The organism is Streptomyces sp. RLB3-17 (assembly GCF_007113425.2).
Classification (GTDB): domain Bacteria; phylum Actinomycetota; class Actinomycetes; order Streptomycetales; family Streptomycetaceae; genus Streptomyces; species Streptomyces mirabilis_D.
In genome coordinates this window covers 6,556,114-6,569,064 of sequence record NZ_CP041610.2, presented here as the reverse complement: position 1 = coordinate 6,569,064, position 12,951 = coordinate 6,556,114, and the positions used below count along the sequence as shown (strand labels likewise).

Genomic DNA, 12,951 nt, shown 5'->3' with positions numbered 1-12,951 from the left:
GGGCAACAACCCCGGCGGGGTGCAAGGGCGACAGGCCCGACGGGGTCCAAGGCCAATAGGCCCGACGGGGTCCAAGGCCAATAGGCCCGACGGGGTCCAAGGGCAATAGGCCCGCCCTGTTCCGGGGGCGCAAACCCCGCCGGGGTGCAGGGGCGAAGCCCCGCGTGACGACCTGAGCGCACAGCCCCCGCCGGGGTGCAGGGGCGAAGCCCCGCGGTGGCCCCTCCGGGAGGGGAGACCAGGGGGTCGAAGGGGCGGAGCCCCTGGGAGGGGACGGGTAGGGGCGGCGGGGGCGAAGACCCCTACCCCGCCGACCCCACGTCCCCGCACTCGCACTCGCACTCGCACTCGCACCCACAAGACACCCCCGCCCCACACCGCGCCCCCACGGGTGGCAGATCTCCCCTCCTCCCGGCCAAAACCGCAGGCCAACCCCCGACCCTCACCATCGACAGGTGGCGCAACACTCCAGCAACACCACCACCCGCACCCCGTCGGTATGGTCCGTCGCATGCCCACCGAACGCGTCCGAGAGCACGCCGGCCCCGGCGCGACCACCGTCGCCGCCCACCGGCGTCGGCTGCGCGCGGACCGGGCGAGGCAACTCGCCGACCTGCTCCGCCACCAGGTGCTGACCGGCGGTTTCCCGGACGGCACCCTGCCGCACGAAGCCGCCCTCGGCCCCGACTACCGCGCCTCGCGCAACACCGTCCGCCAGGCCCTGGACCTGCTCCGCGCGGAGGGCCTGGTGGAACGCCTCCCCGGCGTCGGCACCGTCGTCGTCGCCCAGAAGTACCCGCACGGACTCGACCGGCTGATGGGACTCGCGGAGACCCTGCGCGAACACGGCCAGGTCACCAACGAGGTACGCACGGTCGGCCCCGTGGCCGCGCCCACCCCCGTGGCCGACCGACTCCGTATCGCCCCCGGCGCCGACGTCCTCTACATCGAACGCCTCCGCCGCCTCGACGGACTCCCCCTCTCCCTCGACCTCACCTACATCCCGCTCGACCTCGGCACCGCCCTGCTCGGCGCCGACCTGGAGAACACCGATGTCTTCCGTCTCCTGGAAGCCGTCGCCGGCCAGCCGCTGGGGCACGCCGAGATCACCCTGGAGGCGGTCAACTCCGACGCACACTCGGCGGTCGTCCTGCAAGCGCCTCGCGGTGCGGCCGTCCTCATGCTGGAGCGGCTCACCCACCTCGCCGACGGCCGCCCCGTGGACCTGGAGTTCATCCGCTTCCGCGGCGACCGCATCACGATGAGCGGCCGGCTCCGCCGCGCGCTCTGACGCCTCCCTTCACCACGTCACCGTCACCTCCCTTCCGCGCCGCGCCCTCACCACAGCTCCCTCTCACCACCACCCCCCCTCAACCACCGCGCCCCTCCACCCCTTCATCGTTTCGAAGGGTCCTCCCGGTTCATCCCACGCACGACTTTTCTGGAGACAGCCATGCCCTTGGCGCCCCAGCGGGCCGACGTGCCCGTGACCATCGACGAGTCGAAGTGCATCGACGGCTGCACGCTCTGCGTGGACATGTGCCCGCTGGACTCCCTCGCCATCGACGAGAGCAACGGCAAGGCGTACATGCACGTCGACGAGTGCTGGTACTGCGGCCCCTGCGCGGCCCGCTGCCCCACCGGGGCCGTCACGGTCAACATGCCCTACCTCCTCCGGTGAGAGGACCGAACTCCCATGAAACTCAAGGCATTCGCCGCCCTGGCCACGGCCGCCCTCGTCCTTCCTCTCACCGCCTGCGGCAGCGGCACCACGACCGGCTCCGGCTCCACGGTCACCATCACGGTCGGCTACCAGTCCAAGACCATCAACACCGTCACCGCGGGAACCCTGCTTCGCTCCCTCGGCTCCTTCGAGAAGGAGTTGAACTCCCTGAGGGACGGCACGACGTACAAGGTGAACTGGCAGGACTACGCGACCGGCGCCCCGATCACCGCCCAGATGACCGCCGGGAAGATCGACATCGGCTCGATGGGTGACTTCCCGCTGCTGATCAACGCGGCCCGCGGCAAACAGCTCGGCCGCCCCACCCGCCTCGTCTCCGTCACCGGGTACAACCTCCGAGGCGGCCTCAACACCATCGTCACGGCACCGGACTCCACACTCGCCACCCTCGCCGACCTGCGCGGCAAGAAGGTGTCGACCAGCATCGGTTCGGCGGCCGACGGCACCCTCGTACGAGCCCTGCAGCGCGCCGGGATCGACCCGGACCAGGGCATCCAGAAGCTCAACCAGCAGCCCGCGGTGGGCGCTTCGGCCCTCTCCGCGGGCAGCGCCGACGCGCTCTCGCAGTTCGTCGCCTGGCCCGGCCTGCTCGCCTTCCAGGGCAAGGCGAAGGCTCTGTACGACGGCGCCGCACTCGATCTGCCGACCTTCCACGGCGTCACCGCCCGCGAGGACTTCGCGAAGAAGCGCCCGGCCGTGCTGGAGGCCTTCCTCCAGGCGCAGTCGGAGGCGACGACCTATCTGCACGACCACCCGCTGGCCGCCGCCCAGAAGGTCGCGAAGGCGACCGCTCTGCCCGCCGAGGTCGTCTACCTCTACAACGGCGCTCACGGCATCGCCACCTTCGACCCGGCCCTCAAGCCCCAACTGATCTCCGCGCTCAAGAAGGACGTCTCCGTCCTGAAGTCGGCGAAGCTCGTGGGCGACGTCGACGTGGACGCCTTCGTCGACGACCAGTACGTGAAACGCGCCCTCGGCCCGACCACGTACGCCGATCAGCTCGCCGCGTCACCTCCACCGGCCTCTAGCGAGGTGTGGCCCAAGGGCGCCTCCTCGACCCGTACCTTCGCCTCCCCCTCCGCTCTCCTCCACTACGTGTCCTCCCACCGCGACACCGTCCGCGCCGCGTACGTCCCCGACGCCACGACCGGCACCCTGTGGTTCGCCGACCGGGCGGTGTGGGTGGCCGACGGCAGCGGCCTGCGCCCCTTCGTCACGGCGGCGAACGCCCAGGCGTACCTCGCCGGCCACCGGGGCGCGCACACGATCTCGTACGCCTCCGCGCTGGAGCGGGCGTCATGACCCGGTATCTCGTCAGGGCCGCTTCGCTCGCCGCGGTCCTGACCGCCTGGCAGCTGCTGACCAGCCTGAACGTCGACCTCTGGCTGCGCTTCTCGCAGTTCCCCACCGTCGCCGACGTGGCCCGTGCCTTCGGTGACCGCCTCGGCGGCCACGACTACTGGACGGACCTCACCGACAGCCTCACCCGGATCCTCACCGGCTTCCTGCTGGCGGCCGTCCTGGGGGTGGCCACGGGCGTGCTCGTGGCTCGCTCGCGCCTGGCCGAGGACCTGCTCGGCCCGCTGGTGGAGGTGCTCAGGCCGATCCCCGCGATCGCGCTCGTGCCGGTGGCGATCCTCCTCTTCCCCAGCAACGAACAGGGCATCGTCTTCATCACCTGCGCCGCCGCCTTCTTCCCTGTCCTGGTCTCCACCCGGCACGCGGTTCGGGCCCTGGCCCCCGTGTGGGAGGAGGCGGTGCGCACCATGGGCGGCGGCCGATGGCGGATCCTCGGCTCGGTCGTCCTGCCCGGCGCCCTCCCCGGGATCTTCGGCGGTCTCTCGGTCGGCATCGGCGTCTCGTGGATCTGTGTGATCTCCGCCGAGATGATCTCCGGCCAGTACGGCGTCGGCTACCGCACCTGGCAGGACTACACCGTCGTCGACTATCCCGGTGTCTTCGTCGGCATGGCCACGATCGGTGTGCTGGGCTGGGTCACCTCCACGGCCGTCGAGCGCGTGGGGCGATGGCTCACCCGGTGGCTGCCGCGCACCGAGTACGTCGCCGGGGCCCGCGTGCGCAGGGCCCCTGCCCCGGTCCCGTCCGTCCCGGAGCCCGTCCGCGAGGAGGGGGTGCGCGATGAACACCTCGTCTGAGACCGGGACGCCCGTCACCGTGCGCGGCACCCGGCTCTCCCTCACCCGTGCCTCGCTCGGCCGCCCCGGCGCCCCCGTCCTCGAAGGCGTCGTCCTGGACATCACCCCCGGCGAGATCCTCACCGTCGTCGGCCCCTCCGGCTGCGGCAAATCGACCCTCCTGCGCACCCTCGCCGGGCTGCTGCCCGCACTCGCCGGAACCGTCGCCCAGGACGGTCGCCCCCTGGTGGGCCCAGGTGCCGACCGGGCGCTCGTCTTCCAGGAGGATGCCCTTCTTCCCTGGCGCACCCTGCGTGCCAACGTCGAACTCCCGCTGGCCATCAAGGGCTCGTCCCGCACCGAGCGGCGTGCGCAGGCCTCGGCCTGGCTCGGCCGCGTCGGACTCGCCGACCGCGAACGGCAGTTGCCGCACCGCGTCTCCGGCGGCCAGCGCCAGCGCGCCCAGCTCGCCCGCGCCCTCGCCGGAGCACCCCGCGCCGTCCTCATGGACGAACCCTTCGGCGCCCTCGACGCCCAGACCCGCGCGGGCATGCAGGACCTCCTCGTCGAGGTACTCCACGGCACCGGAGCGACCGTCGTCTTCGTCACCCACGACGTGGACGAGGCGCTGTTCCTGGGCGACCGGGTCGCACTCCTCGGCTCCGGGCACCCGGCCGACGACGGCGGTCCCGGCGGCCCAGGCCGGCTTCTCGCCGTACGGGAAGTACCGCGCCCGCGTGATCGATCCGCACTCGACGACCCGGCGCGGCTCGCACTGCGCCGCGAGGTCCTCACGTCCCTCAGCACCTGAAAGGCACCCTCGTGGACACCCCCGTGGACACCCTCGTGGAGATCCCCGCGCTCGCGGACGCCGAAGAGCTGTCCTGCGACGTGCTCGTCATCGGCGGCGGCACGGCCGGCACCATGGCGGCACTCACCGCCGCCGAGCACGGGGCCGACGTCCTCCTCCTGGAGAAGGCGCACGTCCGCCACTCCGGCGCTCTCGCCATGGGCATGGACGGCGTCAACAACGCGGTCGTCCCCGGCCGCGCCGAACCCGACGACTACGTCGCCGAGATCACCCGCGCCAACGACGGCATCGTCGACCAGTCCACCGTCCGCCAGACCGCGACCCGCGGCTTCGCGATGGTGCGGCGCCTGGAGTCGTACGGCGTGAAGTTCGAGAAGGACGAGCACGGCGAGTACGCGGTCCGCCAGGTGCACCGCTCCGGCTCCTACGTGCTGCCGATGCCCGAGGGCAAGGACGTCAAGAAAGTCCTCTACCGGCAGCTGCGGCGCCGCGAGATGCGCGAGCGCATCCGCATCGAGAACCGGGTGATGCCGGTACGGGTCCTCACGGCGGAGGGGCGTGCGGTGGGCGCCGCGGGCTTCAACACCCGCACCGGGCGGTTCGTCTCCGTACGTGCCGGGGCGGTGATCCTCGCGACCGGCGCCTGCGGCCGCCTCGGCCTGCCCGCCTCCGGCTACCTCTACGGCACGTACGAGAACCCCACCAACGCCGGTGACGGCTACGCCATGGCCTATCACGCCGGCGCCGAACTCACCGGCATCGAGTGCTTTCAGATCAACCCGCTGATCAAGGACTACAACGGTCCCGCCTGCGCCTACGTCGCCAATCCCTTCGGGGGCTACCAGGTCAACCGGCACGGCGAACGCTTCGTCGACTCCGACTACTGGTCGGGCCAGATGATGGCCGAGTTCGCCGCCGAGGTCGCCTCGGACCGGGGGCCGGTGTACCTCAAGCTCAGCCACCTCCCCGAGGAGTCGATCAGCGCCCTCGAGTCCATTCTGCACACCACCGAACGCCCCACACGCGGTACCTTCCACGCCGGTCGCGGCCACGACTACCGCACCCATGACATCGAGATGCACATCTCCGAGATCGGCCTGTGCGGCGGCCACTCCGCTTCGGGCGTACGGGTCGACGACCACGCCCGTACGACCGTGCCCCGTCTGTACGCCGCCGGGGACCTGGCCTGTGTCCCCCACAACTACATGATCGGCGCGTTCGTCTTCGGCGACCTCGCGGGAGCGGACGCCGCCCAGTACAAGCCCTACGAGGGCGAGTTGCCGCAGGACCAGCTGCGCGACGCACACCAACTGGTCTACCGCCCGCTGCACCACCCGGACGGGCCCCCGCAGTCCCAGGTCGAGTACAAACTCCGCCGCTTCGTGAACGACTACGTGGCGCCGCCGAAGTCCGGCGCCCGGCTCTCCCTCGCCCTGGAGGCGTTCGAGCGGATGCGCGCGGACATCGCGGAGATGGGTGCCCGCACTCCGCACGAGCTGATGCGGTGCGCCGAGGTCACGTTCATCCGCGACTGCGCGGAGATGGCGGCCCGCGCCTCCCTGGCCCGCACGGAGTCCCGCTGGGGCCTGTACCACGACCGCACGGACCATCCCGCGCGTGATGACGACTCCTGGTTCCACCACCTCGACCTGCACAAGTCCCCCTCCGGCTCCATGGAGTTCACGGCCCGTCCCGTGGCCCCCTATCTCGTCCCGGTTCCCGACTTCACCCCGACGGGCGGCGCCTCCCGACACCTCGGCGAGGTCCACCCGGAGTCGGTCGCCACGGCGGGGGCGCGGGACGCCGCGCCGGTGGCCTCGGCGCCCCCTCCCGTCACGGTCCCCGTCGCCGATCCCGACCGCAGGGGACTCGACCACACCGGCGCGGGCACCTCGCCCCGCCTCCTCGAACTCCTCGCCCTCACGGAACAGGAGCCCGAACTCAGCGCGCTGCTGCCCTACTTGGACGACCCGTCCCCCGCTGTCCGGCGCTCGGCCGTCGGCGTCCTCACCGAGACCGTGCCGCCCGGCACCGGTCCCGCCCTCGCCGCCGCGCTCCGGGACCCGCACGGCGACGTCCGGGCCACCGCCGCGGCCTCGCTGCGCGAGCTGGTGGAGACCCTGCCGGCCGAGCCGGACCTGCGCGAGGGCCTCGCCGCCGCCCTCACCGAGGACGATCCCGTCGTACGCGCCGCCGCCCTGGACGTCCTGCGCGCGCTGCGCCTGGGCGACGCGGAACGGTTCGCGGACGCCCTCGCCGATCCCGAGACCGCCGTCCGCGTCGAGGCCGTGCGCGCCCTGGTCTCCGTCGACGCCGCGGAGCCCCTGAGCCGGGCCGCGGCCGACCCGTCCCGCGAGGTCCGCGTCACGGTGGCCAAGGCCCTCGCCAACGTGACCCCGGGAAAGCTCGTCGCGGGCACTCTCGACCGGCTCACGACCGACCCGGACGCCCTGGTACGGGCAGCGGCCTTCGCGACGCTGGCCGTCACCGGCTGCTCGTCTTCCCTGGCCGCGCGCGCCGTCGCCGCCCAGGCCGACCCCGCCTGGCAGGTCCGCTCCGGCGCCGCGACCGCGCTGTCCGCCGCGGAGGCCCGGCTCGCCGTCCCGGCGCTCGCCCGGGCCCTGGAAGACCCGAACGCCGACGTCCGCAAGGCGACGGTCCTGGCCCTCGTGCAGCACTCCGCGATCGACGAGGAAGCCCGCGCGGCCCTGGCCACGGCCACGGCGGACTCCGACGCGGACGTCAGGGCGTACGCGTCACGCGCCCTGTGACCACAGGGCCGAGCAGAGAACTGGGCAGAGGGCCGGGGCGCCCTACATCCAGTCCTCCGGCTCCGGTTCCGCGTCCATCTCGGGCCAGTCCGGGTCCGGTGCCTCACCGGCCGCGGCGGCCGGTGCTGCTCCGGGGGCGCCGCCGGCCAGGGAGGCGAGCACTCCGATCACGCCCTCTCCGTATGTCGCGCGCTTCTTCTCGCCCACCCCGCTGATGCCGCCGAGGCCTTCGACCGAGGTGGGCCACACCGTGGCGATCTCCCGGAGCGTGGCGTCGTGGAAGATGACGTACGCCGGGACGCCCTGTTCCTTGGCCTGTTCGGCGCGCCAGGAGCGCAGGGCCTCGAAGGCGGGGACGAGTTCTTGGGGCAGGTCGACCGCGGCGGCCTTGGCCTTGCGCTCGCCCCGCGAGGACGAGGAGGAACGGGAGACGGTGGGCTTCGGCGGCTCCTTGCGGAGCGGCACCTCGCGCTCGCGCCGCAGCACCGTCCCGCTCTCCTCGGTCAGCACCAGCGTCCCGTACTCGCCCTCGACCGCGAGCAGGCCTTGCGCCAGCAACTGCCGCACCACGCCGCGCCATTCGGACTCGGCGAGGTCCTCACCGATGCCGAACACGGACAGCTGGTCGTGATCGAACTGGATCACCTTGGCGGTGCGCCGCCCGAGCAGGATGTCGATGATCTGGCCGGCGCCGAACTTCTGTCCGCGCTCGCGCTGCAGCCGTACCACCGTGGACAGCAGCTTCTGTGCCACGACCGTGCCGTCCGAGGTCTCGGGCGGTGCGAGGCACGTGTCGCAGTTGCCGCATGCCGGGGTGTGCGGGTCCTGGCCGAAGTAGGCGAGGAGCTGGGAGCGCCGGCACTGGACCGTCTCGCACAGGGCCAGCATCGAGTCCAGGTGGGCGGCGGCCCGGCGGCGGAACGCCTCGTCGCCCTCCGAGCCCTGGATCATCTTGCGCTGCTGGACGACGTCCTGAAGCCCGTACGCCATCCATGCCGTGGACGGCAGTCCGTCACGGCCCGCGCGTCCCGTCTCCTGGTAGTAGCCCTCGACCGACTTGGGCAGGTCGAGGTGGGCGACGAACCGCACGTCCGGCTTGTCGATACCCATGCCGAAGGCGATGGTGGCGACGACGACCAGGCCCTCTTCGCGCAGGAAGCGTGACTGGTGGGTGGCGCGGGTGCCCGCGTCCAGACCCGCGTGGTACGGCACCGCCTCGACGCCGTTGCGGGAGAGGAACTCGGCCGTCTTCTCCACCGAGTTGCGCGAGAGGCAGTACACGATGCCCGCGTCGCCCGCGTGCTCGTCGCGCAGGAAGGACAGCAGCTGCTTCTTGGGGTCGGCCTTGGGGACGATCCGGTACTGGATGTTGGGACGGTCGAAGCTCGCCTCGAAGTGGCGGGCGGTCGGCATGGCCAGGCGCTGGGTGATCTCCTTGTGCGTCGCGCGGGTGGCCGTGGCCGTCAGCGCGATGCGCGGGACGTCCGGCCAGCGCTCGCCGAGCAGGGAGAGCGCCAGATAGTCGGGGCGGAAGTCGTGGCCCCACTGGGCCACGCAGTGCGCCTCGTCGATCGCGAAGACGGAGATCTTCCCGCGTGACAGCAGGTCCAGCGTGGTCTCCAGGCGCAGCCGCTCCGGGGCGAGGTAGATCACGTCGAGCTCCCCCGCCAGGAACTCGGCCTCCACCACGCGCCGCTCGTCGAAGTCCTGCGTGGAGTTCATGAACCCGGCGCGCACGCCCAGCGCGCGCAGCGCGTCCACCTGATCCTGCATCAGCGCGATGAGGGGGGAGACCACGACTCCCGTACCCGGTCTGACCAGGGCTGGAATCTGGTAGCAGAGCGACTTGCCGCCACCCGTCGGCATCAGGACGACGGCGTCACCGCCCGCCACCACGTGCTCGATGATCGCTTCCTGCTCGCCGCGGAAGGCGTCGTACCCGAAGACCCGGTGGAGCGTGGCCAGTGCCTCGCTCTCTCCCAGCGTCTCCGTCGCGTCCGCTTCGGTCATCACACCCGTCCCGCCCATCGTCCTGTCCCCCGTACGTCGCGCCTCGACCACTGCGTCCACGATAGGGGTCCGCGCCGACAGCCCGAGAGTTATCCACAGGCTGCGACCGATCGGCTTCCCTACGCACTCGGGTCCGGCCGGTCTCAAGCGACGACAGAGCCTCGATCTTCGGAGGACGGAAGTTCGACGGGCCGATGCGCTGATCACAGCTCGGGCCCCGCTGCCTCACGAGGAGGGAGCGGGGCCCGAGCCGTGCGTGGTTCAGCGGACGAAGACTCCCGCCTGGCTCGCCAGGTTCAGGAAGTACTGCGGCGCCACACCGAGCACCAGCGTGACCGCCACGCCGAACCCGATCGCCGTCATGGTCAGCGGCGAGGGCACGGCGACCGTCGGTCCCTCCGGCCGGGGCTCGCTGAAGAACATGAGCACGATCACGCGGATGTAGAAGAACGCCGCGATCGCCGACGAGATCACACCGACCACGACCAGCGGGCCCGCGCCGCCCTCCGCCGCCGCCTTGAAGACGGCGAACTTCCCGGCGAAGCCGGAGGTCAGCGGAATACCCGCGAACGCCAGCAGGAAGACCGCGAAGACGGCCGCCACCAGCGGTGACCTGCGTCCGAGGCCCGCCCACTTGGACAGGTGCGTGGCCTCGCCGCCCGCGTCGCGGACCAGGGTCACGACCGCGAAGGCCCCGATCGTCACGAACGAGTACGCGGCCAGGTAGAAGAGGACCGACGAGACGCCGTCCCGCGAGGTCGCGATGACGCCCGCGAGGATGAATCCGGCGTGCGCGATGGACGAGTACGCCAGGAGCCGCTTGATGTCGGTCTGGGTGATCGCGACGATCGCACCGCCCAGCATGGTGACGATCGCGACGGCCCACATGACCGGCCGCCAGTCCCAGCGCAGGCCCGGCAGGACGACGTACAGCAGCCGCAGCAGCGCCCCGAAGGCGGCCACCTTCGTCGCCGCGGCCATGAAGCCGGTGACCGGCGTCGGCGCGCCCTGGTAGACGTCGGGGGTCCACATGTGGAACGGCACCGCGCCGACCTTGAAGAGCAGGCCCATGACGACCATCGCGGCGCCGATGAGCAGCAGCACGTCGTTGCCCATGGTGCCGACGAGTGCCGGGTCGACGTTCGGGATCGTGCCGTCCACGACCTGCGCGATCGTCGCGTACGACACCGAGCCCGCGTAGCCGTAGAGCAGGGCGATGCCGAAGAGGGTGAACGCGGAGGCGAAGGCGCCGAGCAGGAAGTACTTGACCGCGGCCTCCTGCGACATGAGCCGCTTGCGGCGGGCCACGGCGCACAGCAGGTAGAGGGGCAGCGAGAAGACTTCCAGCGCGATGAACAGGGTCAGCAGGTCGTTGGCCGACGGGAAGACCAGCATGCCGCCGATCGCGAAGAGCAGCAGCGGGAACACCTCGGTGGTGGTGAACCCGGCCTTCACCGCGGCCTTCTCGCTGTCGCTGCCGGGCACGGAGGCGGCCTGCGCGGCGAACGAGTCGACGCGGTTGCCGTGCGCCTCCGGGTCGAGCCGTCGCTCGGCGAAGGTGAAGACACCGAGGATGCCCGCCAGCAGGATCGTGCCCTGCAGGAACAGGGACGGTCCGTCGACGGCGATCGCACCCATGGCCGCGATGTGCGCCTTCGTGGTGCCGTATCCGCCCGCCGCCAGTGCGATCACCGCGGCGAAGGCTGCGGCGAGCGCGACGACGGACAGGAAGACCTGCGCGTAGTACCGGGACTTGCGCGGCACGAAGGCCTCGACGAGCACCCCTACGAGCGCCGCCCCGATCACGATCAGGGTGGGCGACAATTGCCCGTATTCGATCTTCGGCGCGTCGATCTTGGAGATCGGTTCGGCCGCGGTTGTCCACAGGCTGTGGACAGCTGCTGTGCTCACTTGGCCGCCTCCACCTCGGGCTTGGGGTCCGTCTTATGGACGTCGGACATGGTCTGCTGGACCGCCGGGTTGACGATGTCGGTGACCGGCTTCGGATAGACGCCCAGGAAGATCAACAGGGCGATCAGCGGGGCGACCACCAGAAGCTCACGCACCCTGAGGTCGGGCATCTCGGCGACCTCCGCCTTCACCGGGCCCGTCATCGTCCGCTGATAGAGGACGAGGGTGTAGAGCGCGGCGAGGACGATGCCGAAGGTGGCGACGATGCCGACGGCCGGGTAGCGCTCGAACGCGCCCACCAGAACCAGGAATTCACTCACGAAGGGCGCGAGCCCGGGGAGCGAGAGGGTCGCGAGGCCGCCGATCAGGAAGGTGCCCGCGAGCACCGGGGCGACTTTCTGCACCCCTCCGTAGTCGGCGATCAGACGCGAGCCGCGCCGCGAGATCAGGAAGCCCGCCACCAGCATCAGGGCGGCGGTCGAGATCCCGTGGTTGACCATGTAGAGCGTCGCGCCCGACTGGCCCTGGCTGGTCATCGCGAAGATGCCCAGGATGATGAACCCGAAGTGCGAGATCGACGCGTACGCCACCAGCCGTTTGATGTCCCGCTGGCCGACCGCGAGCAGCGCCCCGTAGATGATGCTGATGAGGGCGAGGACGAGGATGACCGGCGTCGCCCACTTGCTCGCCTCCGGGAAGAGCTGGAGGCAGAAGCGGAGCATCGCGAAGGTACCGACCTTGTCGACGACCGCCGTGATCAATACCGCGACCGGGGCCGTGGCCTCGCCCATGGCGTTGGGCAGCCAGGTGTGCAGCGGCCACAGGGGCGCCTTCACCGCGAACGCGAAGAAGAAGCCGAGGAACAGCCACCGCTCCGTGTTGGTCGCCATGTGCAGCGAGCCGTTGGCGCGGGCCTGCACGATCTCCTGGAGCGAGAAGTTTCCGGCCACTACGTAGAGACCGATGACGGCGGCCAGCATGATCAGGCCGCCGACCAGGTTGTAGAGGAGGAACTTCACCGCGGCGTAGGAGCGTTGGGTCGCCGCCGCCTTGTCGCCGTGTTCGTGGGCGCGGTCTCCGAAGCCGCCGATGAGGAAGTACATCGGGATCAGCATGGCTTCGAAGAAGATGTAGAAGAGGAAGACGTCGGTGGCCTCGAAGGAGATGATCACCATCGCCTCGACGGCCAGGATCAGGCCGAAGAAGCCCTGAGTCGGACGCCAGCGCCTGCTTCCTGTCTCGTGCGGGTCGGCGTCGTGCCAGCCCGCCAGGATCACGAACGGGATCAGCAGCGCGGTCAGCGCGACGAGCGCCACCCCGATGCCGTCCACACCCAGCTCGTACCGCACCCCGAAGTCCTTGATCCAGGCGTGGGATTCGGTGAGCTGGTAGCGGTCGCCGCCCGGGTCGAAGCGTACGAGCACGATCGCGGCCAGGACGAGCGTGGCGAGCGAGACGAGCAGCGCCAGCCACTTGGCGGCGACGCGTTGCGCGGCCGGCACGGCGGCCGTGGCGATCGCCCCGACCGCCGGGAGCGCCGCCGTCGCTGTCAGCAGAGGAAAGGACATC

9 protein-coding genes are annotated in these 12,951 nt (G+C 71.2%); 6 read left to right on the top strand and 3 right to left on the bottom strand.

The window, feature by feature from the left end; genetic code table 11:
- The first annotated feature begins 511 nt into the window (after nucleotides 1-511).
- From FNV62_RS29795 to FNV62_RS29770, 6 genes are all read left to right on the top strand, one after another.
- Complete coding sequence (locus FNV62_RS29795; RefSeq protein ID WP_186003113.1) at nucleotides 512-1,291, top strand: GntR family transcriptional regulator; 780 nt, start codon at nucleotides 512-514, stop codon at nucleotides 1,289-1,291.
- Between the two features lie 162 nt (nucleotides 1,292-1,453).
- A complete protein-coding gene (locus tag FNV62_RS29790) occupies nucleotides 1,454-1,681 on the top strand; it encodes a ferredoxin family protein (protein WP_010986276.1) in 228 nt (75 codons plus the stop codon).
- 15 nt (nucleotides 1,682-1,696) lie between these two features.
- Nucleotides 1,697-3,046 (top strand): ABC transporter substrate-binding protein, encoded by a 1,350-nt coding sequence (locus FNV62_RS29785; protein ID WP_143627705.1) that lies wholly within the window; start codon nucleotides 1,697-1,699, stop codon nucleotides 3,044-3,046.
- Nucleotides 3,043-3,900, top strand: a complete 858-nt coding sequence (locus FNV62_RS29780) for an ABC transporter permease (protein ID WP_143627703.1) — start codon at nucleotides 3,043-3,045, stop codon at nucleotides 3,898-3,900. The genes FNV62_RS29785 and FNV62_RS29780 overlap by 4 nt, the downstream gene beginning before the upstream one ends.
- A complete protein-coding gene (locus FNV62_RS29775) occupies nucleotides 3,884-4,690 on the top strand; it encodes an ABC transporter ATP-binding protein (protein WP_143627701.1) in 807 nt (268 codons plus the stop codon). Before FNV62_RS29780 ends, FNV62_RS29775 begins: the two co-directional genes overlap by 17 nt.
- An 11-nt stretch (nucleotides 4,691-4,701) precedes the next feature.
- Entirely contained in the window at nucleotides 4,702-7,461 is a 2,760-nt protein-coding gene (locus FNV62_RS29770; protein WP_143627699.1) for a fumarate reductase/succinate dehydrogenase flavoprotein subunit, read from the top strand.
- A gap of 42 nt (nucleotides 7,462-7,503) precedes the next feature.
- Here the strand turns inward: FNV62_RS29770 and recQ are convergent, their stop codons facing one another.
- From recQ to FNV62_RS29755, 3 genes are all read right to left on the bottom strand, one after another.
- Nucleotides 7,504-9,489 (bottom strand): DNA helicase RecQ, encoded by a 1,986-nt coding sequence (recQ, locus tag FNV62_RS29765; protein ID WP_097285791.1) that lies wholly within the window; start codon nucleotides 9,487-9,489, stop codon nucleotides 7,504-7,506.
- A gap of 243 nt (nucleotides 9,490-9,732) precedes the next feature.
- A complete protein-coding gene (gene nuoN, locus FNV62_RS29760) occupies nucleotides 9,733-11,382 on the bottom strand; it encodes an NADH-quinone oxidoreductase subunit NuoN (protein WP_054232160.1) in 1,650 nt (549 codons plus the stop codon).
- Nucleotides 11,379-12,950, bottom strand: a complete 1,572-nt coding sequence (locus FNV62_RS29755; protein ID WP_060901534.1) for an NADH-quinone oxidoreductase subunit M — start codon at nucleotides 12,948-12,950, stop codon at nucleotides 11,379-11,381. Before FNV62_RS29755 ends, nuoN begins: the two co-directional genes overlap by 4 nt.
- Nucleotide 12,951: the final 1 nt, after the last annotated feature.